This window comes from Streptomyces flavidovirens DSM 40150 (genome assembly GCF_000429085.1).
In the GTDB taxonomy this organism is placed as follows: domain Bacteria; phylum Actinomycetota; class Actinomycetes; order Streptomycetales; family Streptomycetaceae; genus Streptomyces; species Streptomyces flavidovirens.
Window position 1 is genome coordinate 418,274 of record NZ_AUBE01000004.1, and the last position, 15,610, is coordinate 433,883.

The 15,610-nt window shown below is 70.2% G+C and carries 14 protein-coding genes and 2 pseudogenes; 6 read left to right on the forward strand and 10 right to left on the reverse strand.

The window, feature by feature from the left end; all coding sequences use genetic code 11:
• Positions 1-3 precede the first annotated feature (3 nt).
• The 7 genes and pseudogenes from G412_RS0109230 to G412_RS0109260 form a co-directional block, all read right to left on the reverse strand.
• Positions 4-2,544, reverse strand: a complete 2,541-nt coding sequence (locus tag G412_RS0109230; protein ID WP_028811852.1) for a SpoIIE family protein phosphatase — start codon at positions 2,542-2,544, stop codon at positions 4-6.
• Positions 2,545-2,733: 189 nt separating this feature from the next.
• Positions 2,734-3,162 (reverse strand): ATP-binding protein, encoded by a 429-nt coding sequence (locus G412_RS0109235; RefSeq protein WP_028811853.1) that lies wholly within the window; start codon positions 3,160-3,162, stop codon positions 2,734-2,736.
• A 168-nt stretch (positions 3,163-3,330) separates the two neighbouring features.
• Positions 3,331-3,750 carry a (deoxy)nucleoside triphosphate pyrophosphohydrolase gene (locus tag G412_RS0109240; protein ID WP_037648119.1) on the reverse strand — a complete coding sequence of 140 codons (420 nt, stop codon included), beginning with the start codon at positions 3,748-3,750 and terminating at the stop codon, positions 3,331-3,333.
• Between the two features lie 28 nt (positions 3,751-3,778).
• Positions 3,779-3,958 (reverse strand): hypothetical protein, encoded by a 180-nt coding sequence (locus G412_RS0109245; protein ID WP_028811855.1) that lies wholly within the window; start codon positions 3,956-3,958, stop codon positions 3,779-3,781.
• 198 nt (positions 3,959-4,156) lie between these two features.
• A pseudogene (locus G412_RS33710) lies at positions 4,157-5,622 on the reverse strand (purine-cytosine permease family protein).
• A 204-nt stretch (positions 5,623-5,826) separates the two neighbouring features.
• Positions 5,827-6,579, reverse strand: coding sequence for a GntR family transcriptional regulator (locus G412_RS0109255; RefSeq protein ID WP_028811856.1), 753 nt, complete (start codon positions 6,577-6,579; stop codon positions 5,827-5,829).
• A gap of 332 nt (positions 6,580-6,911) precedes the next feature.
• Positions 6,912-8,489 (reverse strand): S8 family peptidase, encoded by a 1,578-nt coding sequence (locus G412_RS0109260; protein ID WP_028811857.1) that lies wholly within the window; start codon positions 8,487-8,489, stop codon positions 6,912-6,914.
• A 260-nt stretch (positions 8,490-8,749) separates the two neighbouring features.
• On the opposite strand from G412_RS0109260, the gene G412_RS0109265 reads away from it, so the two are divergent.
• Positions 8,750-9,919, forward strand: coding sequence for a threonine synthase (locus G412_RS0109265; protein ID WP_037648122.1), 1,170 nt, complete (start codon positions 8,750-8,752; stop codon positions 9,917-9,919).
• Here the strand turns inward: G412_RS0109265 and G412_RS0109270 are convergent, their stop codons facing one another.
• Positions 9,920-10,432 carry a MarR family winged helix-turn-helix transcriptional regulator gene (locus tag G412_RS0109270; protein WP_028811859.1) on the reverse strand — a complete coding sequence of 171 codons (513 nt, stop codon included), beginning with the start codon at positions 10,430-10,432 and terminating at the stop codon, positions 9,920-9,922. It abuts the gene before it with no gap.
• Between the two features lie 112 nt (positions 10,433-10,544).
• On the opposite strand from G412_RS0109270, the gene G412_RS0109275 reads away from it, so the two are divergent.
• Positions 10,545-11,792 carry an MFS transporter gene (locus G412_RS0109275; protein WP_028811860.1) on the forward strand — a complete coding sequence of 416 codons (1,248 nt, stop codon included), beginning with the start codon at positions 10,545-10,547 and terminating at the stop codon, positions 11,790-11,792.
• Positions 11,793-11,866: 74 nt separating this feature from the next.
• Entirely contained in the window at positions 11,867-12,298 is a 432-nt protein-coding gene (locus tag G412_RS0109280; RefSeq protein WP_028811861.1) for a nuclear transport factor 2 family protein, read from the forward strand.
• A 62-nt stretch (positions 12,299-12,360) separates the two neighbouring features.
• Here the strand turns inward: G412_RS0109280 and G412_RS0109285 are convergent, their stop codons facing one another.
• On the reverse strand, positions 12,361-13,434 hold the full coding sequence (locus G412_RS0109285; protein ID WP_028811862.1) for a class I SAM-dependent methyltransferase: 1,074 nt from the start codon (positions 13,432-13,434) through the stop codon (positions 12,361-12,363).
• Between the two features lie 239 nt (positions 13,435-13,673).
• On the opposite strand from G412_RS0109285, the gene G412_RS0109290 reads away from it, so the two are divergent.
• The gene (locus tag G412_RS0109290; RefSeq protein ID WP_028811863.1) at positions 13,674-14,288 is read left to right on the forward strand and encodes an antibiotic biosynthesis monooxygenase; all 615 of its coding nucleotides are present in this window, start codon (positions 13,674-13,676) and stop codon (positions 14,286-14,288) included.
• Positions 14,289-14,347: 59 nt separating this feature from the next.
• Here the strand turns inward: G412_RS0109290 and G412_RS37825 are convergent.
• Positions 14,348-14,564, reverse strand: a pseudogene (locus G412_RS37825) (Txe/YoeB family addiction module toxin); the annotation flags it as partial.
• A 162-nt stretch (positions 14,565-14,726) separates the two neighbouring features.
• Between G412_RS37825 and G412_RS33715 the strand changes: the two are divergent.
• Together G412_RS33715 and G412_RS0109305 are read left to right on the forward strand one after the other, a co-directional pair.
• Complete coding sequence (locus G412_RS33715) at positions 14,727-15,302, forward strand: Uma2 family endonuclease (RefSeq protein WP_051338214.1); 576 nt, start codon at positions 14,727-14,729, stop codon at positions 15,300-15,302.
• 68 nt (positions 15,303-15,370) lie between these two features.
• The coding region (locus G412_RS0109305; RefSeq protein WP_028811864.1) for a transposase at positions 15,371-15,610 on the forward strand (240 nt) is incomplete at its 3' end.

A 15,610-nucleotide genomic window follows, 5' to 3' on the forward strand; every position in this document is an offset into this window, starting at 1 on the left:
CTGTCAGAAGAGGCTCAGCAACTGGTCGAAACTGAGCTCGCCCTTCTCCGACTTGTCCGCCTCCCCCGTCGGCAGCGCGAGTTCGAACCAGACCGTCTTGCCGCGCGGTGTACGCCGCGATCCCCACGCGGCGCTGAGCAGCCCCACCAGTTGGAGCCCGCGCCCGCCCTCGTCGGTGTCGCGGGCCCGGCGCCGCCGCGGCTGGACGAGCCCCGCGTCCCACACCTCGCACACGAGCGTACGGTCGAGGAGCAGCCGGAGCCTGATCTCACCCTCGCCGTACCGCAGCGCGTTCGTCACGAGCTCGCTCACCAGCAACTCCGTGGTGTCCACCAGGTCTTCGAGGCCCCAGGTGACGAGCTGCCCCCGCGCCAGTTCCCGCGCCCGGCCCACCGAGCGGGGCTCCCGCGGCAGGCGCCAGTCGCCGACCGACTCGGCGGGCATCCCCTGGACGCGGGCCATGAGCAGGGCGATGTCGTCCTCACCGTGCCGGGTGTCGAGGGTGTTCAGTACGTGGTCGCAGACGTCTTCCAGGGGATGCGCCGGACCGGCGAGCGCCGCACGGAACGCCAGCAGGCCTTCCTCCAGCGGATGGTCCCGTGACTCGACGAGCCCGTCGGTGTAGAGCGCGAGCAGCGCGCCCTCCGGCACCTCGACCTCGACCTCCTCGAACGGCTCCCCGCCGACACCGAGCGGCATCCCCGGCGGTACGTCGAGCAGCAGCGCCTCCTCGCCCGGTTCGACGAGGACGGGCGGCAGGTGGCCGGCGTTGGCGAACGTACAGCGGCGGGTGACCGGGTCGTAGACGGCGTACACGCAGGTCGCGAGGTAGACCTCCGACAGGTCGGCTTCCCGCGCCTTGTGGACGGCGCGCGACGCGTGCTGCGCGCCGCTGGGTGAGCCGAGGCCGCGCGCGATCTCGTCCAGCGCGGACAGGACTTCGGCCGGCTCCAGGTCGAGCAGGGCCAAGGTCCGTACCGCCGTGCGCAGTTCACCCATGGCCACGGCGGCGCGCAGGCCGCGTCCCATGACGTCGCCGACGACCAGGGCCGTGCGGTGGCCGGGCAGTTCGATGACGTCGAACCAGTCGCCGCCCACCTCGGTCGCCGTGTTGCCGGGCAGGTAGCGGCAGGCGATGTCCAGTCCGGCGGCCTCGGGGTCGCCGGGTGGCAGCAGGCTGCGCTGGAGGATCAGGGCGCGCTCGTGCTCGCGCCGGTAGAGGCGGGCGTTGTCGATGCAGACGGCGGCGCGGGCGGCGAGTTCGGTGGCGAGCGCCAGGTCGCGTTCCCCGAAGGGCTCGCTGCCCTTCGTACGGGAGAACTGGGCGAGGCCGACGACGGTGTCGTGGGCGACCATCGGCACGGCGAGCGTGGTGTGGACGAGGCTGCCGTCCGCACCGGGTACGGCCTGGACGCGGGCGGTGCGCAGGGCGCTCGCGCAGGGTGAGCTGAACGGATAGCGGTGTACGGCGCCCACCTCGGTCGGTCCCGGATCGTCGCCGTCGGCGACGCATGCCGGAGCGGACAGCGGGCCCTCGGAGACGGCGCTGGCGAAGGCGACGCGGCGCAGCTCGGCGCTGCCGTCGGCCCGGCCCGGCGGGGCTTCGTCGCCGGCCAGGAGGCCTTGGTAGAGGTCGACGGATGCGAGGTCGCAGAAGCCCGGGACGGCTACGTCGAGGAGTTCGCGGGCGGTGGTCTCCAGGTCGAGGGAGTTGCCGATGCGGGCGCCGGCCTCGTTGAGCAGGGCGAGGTTGCGGCGGGCGTCGGCGGCCTCGCGGGCGGCGACATGGCGGCGCGTCACGTCGGTGGCGAGCCCGGCGACGCCGATGGCGCGGCCGGATCCGCTGTGCACCCGGTAGAGGTTGACCGACCAGTGCCTGCGCTCCGTCTCGCCGGGGGCGGTGCCGACGATCTGCATGTCGGTGACGGCCTCACCGCTCTCCAGGACCCGCTCCAGGGCGGCGGTCATGCGGTCGGCCTCGTTGCGGGTGAGGTAGTCGTGGACGGTGCGGCCGCGGTGGTCTTCCACGGCGCCGCCGAAGACGGTGGCGAAGCGCTTGTTGGCGCGCTGCACGGTGAAGTCCGTACCGAACAGCAGAAAACCGAAAGGAGATTGGCCGAAAATGGCCTGCGAAGCGGCGAGATCGGTCTCGATCCGGCGTACCGCGCTGACGTCGACGACCAGGCAGAGCGCGGCCTGTTCGCCGTCGGGTGTGACGCTGGGCATCACGTAGATCTCCGCGATGCCGTGCGCACGCGCCCCGTGGCGCGCTGCGCCGCCTTCACGGCCGGGCATCCGGAAGGGGACGAGCCCGGTCCACTCCTTGCCGTCGAGGATCTCGGAGAGCCGGTGATGTCCGCGCACCCGCAGCTCGGGGGGCATGAACGCCTCGATCGGATCCTTCCCGACCACGTCGGACGCGGGCAGGCCGAACAGCTCCTCGGCCCGCCTGCTCCACTGCTCGACCAGCCCGCCCGGGCCGATCGAGAAGGACGCGACTCTTATGTAGTCGTAGATCGAGCCGGGCGGGCTGCTTTGCCACATCACTTCGCCCGCTGCCGCTGATATCTCGTTCACGCGACCGTCCCCTCCAGCTCAACGCACCGGACCGGTCCTTCCCGCAGTATTCAGCACTACGGCCACAACCGGCACGGCGTTCACGATCACAGCACGGTCTCGTTCCTTTTCGGCCGGGTCGGAGAGTCGCGTGGTGATCGTTGTCCCTTCACTCTTCTAACCAGGGAGAGCCAGCTCGAACCACACCGTCTTGCCCGTTCTGCCCCGGCGGGTACCCCATCGCTGAGCGGAACGGGCCACCAGTTGCAAACCGCGTCCTCCCTCGTCATCGGCGTCGGCGACCCGGGTCAGGGGCGGATCCGGAAGAGGGTCCGAGACTTCGACCACCAGTACGGGGCGGGCGCCCGCCGGGTCGCCGTCGGTGTCGGGGCGTACGAGACGGACCCGGATCGGCCCGGAGGCGTACCGCAAGGAATTGGTCACCAGCTCGCTGACCAGCAGTACGGTGACATCGCCGATGGTGTCGAGCAGCCCCCAGGCGCCCAGCGCGTCGCGGACGGCGTGGCGGGCGCTGCGGACGGCGTCGGGCTCAGCAGGGAACGTCCACTCGGCGCAGTCGCCGTCGGTGTAGATCACGCCGCCCACATCCCAGATGCCAGACCAGCCGCAGACCCGCGCCCAATTTCGGGGGTTTAATCACCACATACCCGATATGAGGTCCGGGTTACCGCAGACCTGGAAGCACCGTGGCACGAACGGCGTACGAGTTATCCACGCACGTATCCACGCACGCCCTGCGTGGGCCGCCGGGTCTCAGGCCTGCGCGGCAGGCCCCGGCAGGGCACTCAGGCGGCGTACCGCCTCGGCCACGGCGGGGCGGTCCTCGGGGAGCCAGTCCACGGTGTCCGCCTCGTGCGGACGAAGCCAGCGCAGCTCGTCATGGTCCTGGAGGGGACGGGGGGTGCCGGACAGCAGCCGGGCGGTCCACACGTGCAGGACATAACCGGGCTTCAGCGGCCACTCGCCCTCGATGCGTTCCAGCACGTCCGTCTCGACGCCCAGCTCTTCGCGCAGTTCGCGTACGAGCGCCTGCTCCGGCGTCTCACCGGGTTCCACCTTGCCGCCGGGCAGCTCCCAGCGGCCCGCCAGCTCGGGCGGGGCACTGCGGCGCGCGGCCAGCAGCCGGCCCTCGTCGAACACGGCCGCACCCACCACCACGACACGATCAGTCATGACCGGAGCCTACGACGGCCGGCCGCGCCTACTGGACGCTCTGGCCGATCCGCTCGACCCAGTAGAGCTGCTTGTGGCCTCGGTCGTCGAGGCTGTCGGCGATCTCCTGCGCCTCGGCCCGCGTCGCGTACCGGCCGACGCGGTAGCGGTTGCCGCTCTCGTCCTGCCGTACGACCAGCCAGGGCAGCACAGCGCCGCTGTCGTTCATGGTGCGCCCCCGTCCGCCGGTGAACTCGTCTCTAAGGATCTCCAGGAAACCGCAATCCGCATATGCCCGAGCGTACGCCTGACCTTTACGCAGCGGATACGCTTTTACACAAAGAGGTACGCATTGAGTCATGCGGGCAGGGGCGCACGCTGCGAGTGCGCCCCTGCCCTTCCCGCCGTGGCCCCCCTCTGGCCCCCCTCAGCTCTCGCGCACAACCGGGACAGGCATCAGTACGGGGCCCGCAGCCGCACCCCCCTTGCGGCAGGCGTCACCGCAGTGCGCGTCGAGCGAGCAGCACAGCGAGCAGATCGGTCCCGACTGGGCGGGACAGTCGGCGATGTCCGGCAGCTCGTACGCCGTCTCACAGACGGCGCACGTGTGCGTGGCGGTGATGTCGCCGGCCTCGACGTGCGGGCCGTTCACCGGGTTCGGGCGGGCCAGGTAGTACTTGCCGCTCGTGAGCCAGGCGATCAGCGGGCACAGCACGAGCGCGAGACCGGCCGCGATGAAGGTGGAGAAGGCTTCGGCGTACTGACCGAAGAGTCCGAAGAAGGCGAGGATCGAAACGGTCGAGGCGATGACCATGGCCCCGAATCCGGCCGGATTCACCGCGTACAGATAAGCCCGCTTGAACTCGATGTACGGCGGGCTGAGACCGATCCGCTTGTTGATCACGAGGTCGGCGGCGACGGCGACGATCCAGGCGATTCCGACGTTCGAGTAGAAGCCCAGCAGCTTGTTGAGGGCCGCGAACATGTTCATCTCCATCAGCGTCAGCGCGATGGCGAGGTTGAGGAAGATGTACCAGACCCGGCCGGGGTGCTTGTGCGTGATGCGGGAGAAGAAGTTCGACCAGGACAGCGAACCGCTGTAGGCGTTGGTCACGTTGATCTTGATCTGGGAGACGATCACGAAGAGCGCGGCGGCGGGCAGGGCGACGGACCCCAGCCACGGCTTGAGGGCCTCGATCTGCGGTGCGATCGGCTCAAGGGCGTGCGCCTTGCCGACGGCCTCCAGCGCGACGAACGCCAGGAAGGCGCCGCCGAGCTGTTTGGCCGCGCCGATGACGACCCAGCCGGGTCCGGCGGCCAGCACGGCGAGGTTCCAGCGGCGCTTGTTCGCCTCGGTTCTGGCCGGCATGAAGCGCAGGTAGTCGGCCTGCTCGCCGATCTGGGCGATCAGCGAGAGCGCGACTCCGGTACCGAGTCCGAAGGCGATCCACGAGAAGCCGGAGCCCGCCCCCTCGGTACCGCCGAAGGACGTGAACTCGCCCCAGGCGTCCGGCGCTTCGAAGGCCAGCACAAGGAAGGTCCGAAGCCGGCGCCGCGCGTGATCAGGTCCATGTCGAGGCCGTACTTCGCGCAGGCCCTGGCGATCGGTATGCCGGTGAGGAAGATGATCGCGGCGGCGCACAGGATCGAGGCGAGCCCGCTTGTGAAGCCGTACGTGAAGACGATCGACGCACCGATCGCGAAGTCGGCCAGATACGCGATGCCGCCCAGTGCCGTGCCCGCGACCATCGACGGCGACCAGCGGCGGAAGGAATGCGGCGCGTACCGGAGCGAGTAGTCCTCGCGGCTCTCGTCGGCGGCCAGCTTCGCGTAACTCCGCTGGGGCTGCTGTCCGTCAGGGGTCCTGGTAACAGGTGTGGCGGTGTCCGTCATCGGTGACTTCCCGTTCGCGTTCGTCAGTCCGGTGTGCGGGTGCTGATACGAACGGGAAGTTAGGGCCGGGACATGACAGGGCGTCGCGGCCGTTCATTGCCCCGCTGTTACGGGACCGGACGGGGCGTTAACTCACGATCACGCCGGACGGACAGGGCGTCCGCGTACCGGTCCCTCATCGGTCCCTCATCGGTCCCTCGTCGGTCACTTCACGGGCAGGTGGTATGCGATCCGGTACCGGTCGGCCGGGACCACCACATCGGCCGTCTCCACCGCCATCCCCGACGCGTAGTACGTCCGCTCGATGACCAGCACCGAATGCCCCGGTACGCCGCCGAGCCTGAGCAGCTCCTCCGCGAGGCCGGGCCGGGCGCCGACCTCCTCCACCACGTTGTCCACGACGACGTCGATGGCCGCCATCCGCTCGACGACGCCGCAGCCGGCCAGCGGCCCCTCCTCGGGGAGCATCACCGGCGTACGCCCCGTCACGGCCAGGGGCTCCCAGGAGGTGGAGAGCATCATCGACTCCCCCGCGTCCCTGAAGACGTACCGCGTGCGCATCACCCGGTCGCCCTCCTGGATGCCGAGGCGCTTGGCGATGGACGAAGTCGCGTCCTCCTGCTCGCTGCTGGACTCCCAGGTGCCGCGAGCACCGGCCTCCGACTGCTCCTGCCGGAACGGTGTCGGTGGCACCGTCCCCCGGTAACCGCCACGGGAGACGCGGCGCGGGACGGGCTGCTCCCGTACGTACGTACCGGAGCCGGAGCGGCCTTCGACCAGACCCTCCGCCATCAGGACCTTGCGGGCCTCCAGCGCCACGGTGTCGGAGACGCCGTACTCCTCGCGGATGCGGGCCTGCGAGGGGAGCCGGGTGTGGGGTGGGAGGGAACCGTTGACGATCTTCTGCCGTAGATCGCCCGCGACGCGCAGATAAGCCGGCTGCTCACCGAATGTCACTGGCCACTCCCATCAGGTTGACAGACAGCAACAGACTGGCAACCGTGGGTTGTTGACCGCAAGCGCAGGCCAAAGTTTCACCCGAAGTGATGACTTGTCTTTACGCAGGGACTTATCGGGGTACAGACCCCGCTACCCCCCGCTGGGCCCCTCGCCGCTTCGACAGCTTCTCCGCCCCTCGCACCTCCGTCCGACGACGCACCGTCAGAGTTCGCGGCGCGGAGAAGCGCGGCAGGGGGCGGCCGCCGAAGCGACCGCCCCCGCCGGGTTGTTCAGCGCGTCCAGTACGCCGCGTCAAGTGCGCCGCGTCAGGAACGCCAGCTCAGGAACGCTCAGAACTGCAGCGCCCAGGAGTCGATCTTCCCGGTGTCGTACGCCGCGTTGTCGCTGACCCGCAGCTTCCACGTGCCGTTGGCCACCTCGGAGGAGGCGTTCACCGTGTAGGTGGTGATGAGGTTGTCGCTGCTGCCACCCGTGCCGTAGCCCTTGAGGGGGTAGGCGGTGCCGTCCGGGGCGATCAGATCGACCTTCAGGTCACCGATGTAGGTGTGCTTGATGTCGACCGGCACGCTCAGCGTCGCCGGTGCGTTGCCAGTGATCCCGCTGACGGTGACGGGCGACTCCGTCGTGGCGTTGTCCCTGATCGCGTAGTCGGTGAGGTTCTCGAACTTCTTGCCCGTGGGAGGCGGGGTGGTGCCGCCCGTGCCGACGTACAGCAGACGGTTCGGTGAGCCGGTGCCCGGGCTGGTGACGACACCCGTGGTGGCGGCCGAGGTCAGCGCGCTGGAGACCTGGGCCGGGGTGGCGGTCTTGTTGGCCGCCAGGTAGAGCGCGGCCGCGCCGGCGACGTGCGGGGAGGCCATCGACGTACCGGAGATGGAGTTCGTCGCCGTGTCGCTGCTGTTCCAGGCCGAGGTGATCGACGAACCCGGCGCGAAGATGTCGAGGATGCTGCCGTAGTTGGAGTAGCTGGCCTTGGCGTCGGTGCTGGTGGTGGCGCCGACCGTGATGGCCTCGGCCACCCTGGCGGGCGACTTGGTGGAGGCGTCGGTGCTCTCGTTGCCCGCGGCGACCGCGTAGGTGACGCCGGAGGCTATGGAGTTGCGTACGGCCGTGTCGAGGGCGGCGTCGGCGCCGCCGCCGAGGCTCATGTTCGCGACGGCCGGCTTGACGGCGTTCTTCGTCACCCAGTCGATGCCCGCGACGACCTGGGCGGTGGTGCCGGAACCCTGGTTGTTGAGGACGCGGACGCCGACGACCTTGGCCTTCTTGGCCACACCGTACGCGCCGCCCGCGACCGTACCGGCGACGTGTGTGCCGTGGCCGTGGCCGTCCTGGGCGGTGTTGTCGTTGTCGATGGCGTCGTAGCCGTAGGAGGCACGGCCGCCGAAGTCGCTGTGGGTGATGCGTACACCGGTGTCGATGACGTACGTCGTGACGCCCTCACCGGCGGTGTCCGGGTAGGTGTAGCTCTGGTTCAGCGGGAGGGCCTTCTGGTCGATGCGGTCCAGGCCCCAGGACGGCGGGCTGGGCTGCGTCCCGTTGACCGTGAAGATGCGGTTCTGTACGACGGAGTCGACGGCCGGGTCGGCGGCGAACTTCTTCGCCTGCGCCTCGGACAGCTCGACGGCGTACCCGTTGAGGGCCGCGGTGTACGTCTTCTTGATCTTGGCGCCGTACTCCTTGGCGAGCGCCTTGCCCTCCGCCGAACCGGCGTCGGCCGCCGCCTCGTCGAGGGTCACGATGTAGCTGCCCGCGATGGTTCCGGGGGCTCCGGCATTCAGGATCCGGCCCTCCGCGGCGGTGGCCGCGGTGGCGGGCAGGGCGGTGGCGGCGCCGAGCGCGAGGGCTACGACGGCGGTGGCACTGGCTACGACAACTCTTCGCCGGGAACTACGCATCACGGACATGTGAGGGGTCCTCCTCATTGGCGGTGCGCTGGTGGGGGGCGGTGCGGCCTTACGGCAGTGCGGCCTTACGGCGGTGCAGCAGCGCGACAGGGGCATGACAAATGAACGCCTAGGATTCCGCGCCTTTCGCACACCTTGCTGTCAGGCGAAAGATTGACGCATCCATAGGAATCCCACAAGAGTCAATTCGGACCCGCGATGTGCCGGCCACACGGGAGTCACGAGCGGCCGCCGGGCACGCCGCTGTCTAGGCTTCCCGCATGACGATCCCGACGGCCTCGATCCCTCCGGCGGCTTCGCCGGCGCCCATGACGTACCGCTGCCCGGCCGACGGCACCCGCGCCCCCGTCGAATCCCTCGCCTGGCACTGCCCCACCTGCGGCGGCCCCTGGGATCTCGACTTCACCCCCGCTTCCCCCGTACCGCTCAACTCCCTCACCGCGCGGGTGAATTCACTGTGGCGTTACGAGGAGGCGCTGCCGCTCGCGGGCCCGGCGGCCGGCGTGACGCTCGGGGAAGGCCGCACTCCGCTCATCCCGCTCACCGACTCCATTTCGGCCAAACTCGACTTCCTGATGCCGACGCTGTCGTTCAAGGACCGCGGCGCGGTCATGCTCGCCGAACTCGCCCGCCGCCTCGGCCCCGGCCGGGTGGCCCGCGTCGTCGCGGACAGCAGCGGCAACGCGGGCACGGCGATCGCGGCGTACTGCGCACGGGCCCGACTGCCCTGCACGGTGTACGTCCCCGAGGCGACCTCCCCCAAGAAGACCGAGCAGATCCGGGCGCACGGCGCCCACGTCACCCTGATCCCCGGAGACCGCGAGGCCACGGCGGTGGCTGCCCGCACGGCGGCCGGCGAACCCGGCACCTTCTACGCGAGCCACGTCCACAACCCCTACTTCCTGCACGGCACGAAGACGTACGTCTACGAACTGTGGGAGGACCTCGGCGGCCGGCTCCCCGACGCCGTCGTCGTCCCCGCCGGCAACGGCACGCTGCTGCTCGGCGCGTGGCTCGCGATCGGCGAGCTGCACGCCCAGGGGCTCATCACCGGCCGCCCCGCACTGATCGCCGTACAGGCAAAGGCGGTGTCACCGCTGGCGGCGGCGTTCCGGGCGGGCGCGCAGGACCTGCCCGGCGATGCGCCGCACCGCACACCTCCCACGCTCGCCGAGGGCATCGCGATCCCCCGCCCGCCGCGCGCCGCCCAAATCCTGCGTGCCGTACGGGAGTCGGGCGGAACCTTCCTGACCGTGACGGAGGACCAGCTCCGCGCCGCCCAACTGGACCTCGCGGCACGCGGCCTCTTCGTCGAGCCGACCGGCGTGGCGTGCTGGGCCGCGATGAGCGCCCATCCTCCACAGGAGGGCCGCACCGCGGTGGTCCCGCTGTGCGGCGCGGGGGCGAAGACGGGGCTGGCAGCCCGGTAACTAGCCGATCGACGTGTCCCCGAAGGACTCCAGCAGCTTGCGCAGCGAGGCGGCGAGGCGGTCGCTCTCCTCGCGGCCGAGCTCGCTCAGCATGCGGGCCTCGTTGGCGAGATGGGCCGCCATGTACTCGCAGGTGACCTCGTGGCCGTGCTCGGTGAGCCGGATCCGCACGGTGCGCCGGTCGCCGCCACCCTCTTCACGGACGCGCTCCACCAGCCCCTTGGCCTCCATGCGGTCGATGCGGTTGGTGATCGCGCCGGAGGTGACCATGGCGGCCTTGAGGAGCGCGCCGGCCGGCAGGGCGTACGGCGGGCCGGAACGCTGGAGCGTGGTGAGTACGTCCACCTCGCCGAGTTCGAGGCCGCGCCGGGCAGCGAACGTCCTGAACTCCTTGTCCAGTACGCGCCCGAGACGCTGAAGCCGTCCGAGGACCTGCACGGGCCACAGGTCTTCCGTCAGGTCCGGGCGCTCCTTGGTCCATTGGCCGATGATCGCGTCCACCGCGTCGCTCATTCCTGACTCCCTTCAACGCACGCAATCTCAACGTTAAGACACTTGACGTTGAGAGAGGGGCCTGTTTTTATCTCAACGTTGAGATTATCAAGGCCGAACAACAGGAGCTCTCATGCCCGAGCCCGCCGCCGGCGCGCGTTCCACCCTCACTACCGCCACTGCTGCCACCGCCAAGCCCGGCCCGGTCCGGACCCGCCAAGTCCCGGCGCTCTGGCTCGCACTGCTCGCCACACCCGTCGCCGCAGGCGCCAACAGTCCCGTGCTGATCCTCCCCGACATGGCCGGCTCGTTCGGGGTGCGGCCGGCGTCGGTCACCTGGCTCGTCACGACGTTCGCGTGGGCCATGGCGGTCGGCACCCCGCTGATGGCGAGCCTGCTGCGCCGCTGCGGCCTGCGCACCACCCTGCGCGTGAGTACGGCCCTGGTCCTGGCCGGAACCCTGCTGGTGGCCCTCGCCCCCTGGATGGCACTCGCCCTGCCCGGCCGGGCGGCCCAGGCGGTGGGCGGCGCGGGCCTCATCACCTCGGCCATGAGCCTTGCCGGTTCGGTACGCCGGATGGGCGTCATCACCGCCGGCTTCGGCGTGCTCGGCGCGGTCGGTCCGCTGCTCGGCTCACTGCTCGCCGACGCACTCTCCTGGCGCGTGTCGCTGGCGGTCTCCGTACTCGCGCTGCTGGCCCTCCCGGCGGTGACCCGCGATGCCCCGCGTACGCACCCGGCTCCCGCCACCCCCTTCGACGCACGTGGCGCCGCACTCCTGGTGGCGCTGGCCACCGCCCTGGTCTTCGTCCCGCACCACCCGCTGCCGGCGGCCGGCGCGGCGCTCGCGGCGGCCGCGCTCCTGGCCGCCCACGTCCGCGCCCGCCCCGACGGCTTCGTCCCGGCCGCACTGCTGCGCACCCCGGCCTTCCCCCTGGCCGCGCTGCTGGCCTGCGCCCTGGCGACGTCGTACTTCGCGCTGCTCTTCGCGGTGCCCCAGCTCCTCGCCGACCGTACGGACTGGTCCACCGCCACCATCGGCACCGGCCAGCTCGTCGCCCTCCTCGCCGGCTCGTTCCTCTCCCTGGCCCTCGCCGCGGTCTCGGCCCGGCTGGGCAGGCGACGGGTGCTGACGGTCCTGATCACGCTGGGCGCGCTGGCGCCGGTGACAGCCGCCGTGAGCCCCTGGGCACCGCTGCTCCTCCTCGTAGCCGCGGCGGCCGTCTTCACGACCACGGCGGGCAACGCCACCCTCGCGGTGTACGCGACCCAGGCCGCCCCGGCCTCCCAGCGCCCCACGGTGATCGGCCTGTTCAACCTCTGCTACCAGCTCGGCGGTGCCTTCGGCCCGGCGATCGCGGCGCTGCTCACCCTCACCTGAGCCCTCACGCCGGACGGACCGCCCTGTGGGAAAATGGTAGGGACATGCCACTACGCCCGAGCCGGAGGTGGATCATGGGGCAGGCACGTGAGGTCATGGACCGGCTCACTGAGGCGCTCACCACGGGCACGGACCTCAAAGCTGTCATGGAGTGTTTCGCGGAGGACGCGGTCGCCATCACCCCTGACGGGGAAATCCGGGGCCGGGACAGCATCGGTGAGTACTGGCGTCAGATGACGGACGCGCTCCCGGACAGCGCGTACGAGTCGGTGTACCAGCACGAGTCGGGCAACACGGCGATCGACGAGGGCTTCTTCACCGGCAAGAACACCGGCCCGCTCGTTCTGCCGTCCGGCGAGAGCCTGGAGCCGACGCAGAAGGACGTCAGGGTGCGGGGGTGTGATGTCGCGACGGTCGAGGACGGCAAGATCGTCAGCTATCGGCTCTACTTCGACCAGTTGGACTTCCTCGGACAGCTCGGCCTCCTGCCGAACGCACCGACGTGAGGCCCGCGCCCACGGGGCGTACGGGCGGAACTTAGGGGCGGGACTTACGGGCGGGGCGGAACTTACGGGCGGGACTTGCGGGCCACGTAATAGACATTGAGGATGTCGCCCTCCACCTCACGCACCTCGACGTCGTCGAACCCGGCCTCCGCCAGCATCTGGAGCGCCCGCTGCTTGCCCCACACCGTGCCGAGGCCGGCGCCGCCCTCGCCGAGCGAGACGGTCATGCAGTAGAAGACCGAGAAGGTGTAGAGGGTGGGGCCGAGCGGGTGGCCGATGTTCTCCTCCAGCCTGCTGGAGGCGGCGATGTCGCCCATCAGGAACACCCCGTCGTCCCGTAGCGCGCCCGCCACGGCCGACAGGGTGCGCTCCGGCCGCGCCAGGTCGTGGATCACGTCGAAGGCCGTGATCAGGTCGTACGTCCCGGCCAGTTCGGCCGAGTCGGACACCACGAACCTGGCGTTGTCGAGCCCGAGCAGCTCCGCCTCCTCCCGCGCCGCCGCGATACCGGTGTCGGAGATGTCCACGCCGAGGAACTGACTGGCGGGAAAGGCGCTGGCCAGCAGATTGACGGCGTGGCCCTGTCCGGTGCCGATGTCGAGCGCGTCGATGCCCTCGCTCAGCCGCTCGGGGAGGCCGGGCACCAGCGGGATGATCGTGTCGACGAGCGCGGCGTCGTACACCCGCGCCGTCTCCTCCGCCTGGAGCTCCTGGAATCGCGGATACGCCGAATACGGGACGCCACCGCCCCGGCGGAACGCGCCGAGCACCTTGTCCTCGACGCTGCCCAGCATCGCGAGGTCCTGCATGAAGGAGGCGAGGTTGCCGGGTCCGGCGGCCCGGACGAGGGAGGCGGCGTGTTCGGGCGGCAGCCGGTAGGTGCCGCGAGCCGGGTCGTACTCGATGAAGCCGCCGACGGTCATCCCGCCGAGCCACTCCCGTACGTACCGCTCGTCGAGGCGGGTGGCCTCGGCGATCTGCGGGCTGGTCGACGGCGGCAGACCGGCCATGACGTCGAAGAGCCCCGTCCGGTGGCCGAGGCTGCACAGATACCCCAGGCAGGAGTCGTTGAGTACGCGAAGCATCCGCTGCGCGAACTGTTCCTTCCGTACGGGGTCGAGCGCCTGCTCCGTCATAACCTCGTCTTCCTCCCTGCGCCCGCCAGGCAACCACCGACGTCCGGGGCGGAGCGCGCTCTCCTTCCATGCTCCGCCGGTCGGACCACACGCTCCACTCACCACACTCGCGGACTCACGGACTCACCCGAACGCCCCGGCCACCTTGATTCCCACCCCTTCCACCCGTCGCATGGAGTGGACACAGGACGCGCGGGCTCATCAGGGGCTCGCCCCTGCCGACGTGCGGAGAGGCCGCCATGTACGTTCGCACCACCTACGCGACAGGCGATCCGGCCAAGCTCGACGGCGTAACCGAGGCCATCAGCACCGAGGGGCGCAGGCTGCTGGAGGAGCAGCCCGGCTACCGCGGGATGGGGTTGTTCGTCGACCGCGAGCTCGGGAAGCTCCTGGTGGGGTCGTGGTGGGAGGACGAGGAGAGCCGGCAGGCCAGCGACGAGCGCCTGCGCGAGCGCCGCGCCGAGCTGATCGCGCCGTTCGCCGGCACGGTGGCGACCGACAACTGGGAGGCGGCGGTCGCCAGTCCCCCGGTGGGGCTGGAGCCCGGTGCGTGGTTCCGGCTGATCCGCCTCGAATTCGAGCCCCGCGACGCGGACCTTCTGGTGGAAACGTTCCGCAACACCGTCCTGCCCAGGCTCCGCGACATCCCCGGATTCGCGGGTACGTCGCTCCTCATCGACCGCGCCGGGGGCCGGGCCACCGTGGGCGCGTTCTACACCGACCGCCAGGCCCTCACGGCGTCCCGCAGCGCCGCAGCGGCGGTACGGGCGGAGGCCACCTCGCAGGCGCGAGTGATCACCCGCAGCATCGAGGAATTCGAAGTGGTCCTGGCCCAGGTGACCCGCCCCTCCTGACAGACCGAAACGCTCGAAGCGGCCGCCGCCGTTGCGATCAGCGAGCAGTAGCCGCAGCGGTAGTGGGCAGCGAGGATGACGATCTCCTTGTCCGTGACCAGGTAGACATGGCGGTGCTCGCAAGTGGTACTTCAGCGGCTCAAACTTGCCGATCCCCGTAAAGGGATCACGCTTGACGTCCTCGATGAGCCGGTTGATCCGAGCGAGCATCTTGCGGTCGTTCTTGAGCCAGGACGTGCAGTCCTCCCAGCCCCGGCCCTCGAAGACGAGCCTCACTCGGCGCCCTCAGGCGAGCGCAGCAGATACGAGCCCTCGCGCAGCGCCGCGTAGGGCACCAGCGGCGAGGCGGCTGCCGGCATCCCTACGACATCCATGCGCCGAGTATCGATCAACGGCACAACGCCCCCTCGTGAGACCTGCACTCGCTAGGGTTGGCTGATGACCGCACGGCCCGACTGGATGCGCCCGCCGCGCGCGGAAGGCTGGTTCGCGGAGGACCTCGACCGCCTCCCCGAGGCGCCCCGCCACACCGAGCTGATCGACGGAGCCCTCGTCTTCAAGATGTCGCCCCAGCGGTCCTGGCATGGCCGCCTCGTCACCACCCTGACGACCACGCTCATGGCGCAGGCGCCGGCCGGCTTCGAGGTCGAGCGCGAGATGACGATTCGCCTCGATGCCCGCAACCGCCCCGAGCCGGCCCTCTTGCTGACGGATCTGCCCTACGACCCGGACCGCACCTGGTATGCCCCGGAGGACGTGAAGCTCGTCGTGGAGGCCGTATCCCCCGAGTCCGCCCACCGGGATCACACCGTAAAGCTCCGCAAGTACGCCGAGGCCGGCATCCCTTACTACTGGTGCATCGAGGACGAGGACGGGGCACCCGTCGTCCACGTCCACGAACTCGACGAACTCACCGGCGCCTACGCGCCCGCCGGTATCTTCCGGGGCACCCTCCAGCTGCAGAGGGGTCGGGCTCATCAAAGACGCTGTTGGTTAATTCAGCCCTCGCTGTGACGTGACGTCGGCCTTCGAGACCTGGTTGTGGTCTTGAAGGCCGACGTTGTCGTATGGGGTGGGTGTCGTTGTCTATGCAGCCGAAGGGACCGGGAGAGGTTCCGCGGGAGACGGTGCGGGTGGCGCGGGCGGCGTTCCCGAAGGGGAGCCTAGCGATCCGGATCCGGGACGAGTTGGGTCCGCTGTTCATCGACGGACAGTTCGCGGACCTGTTCCCGGCACGAGGGAAGCCTGCCTGGTCTCCGGGTCGTCTGGTGATGGTGCTGGTGCTGCAGTTCGTGGAGGGCCTCACTGACCGGCAGGCCGCG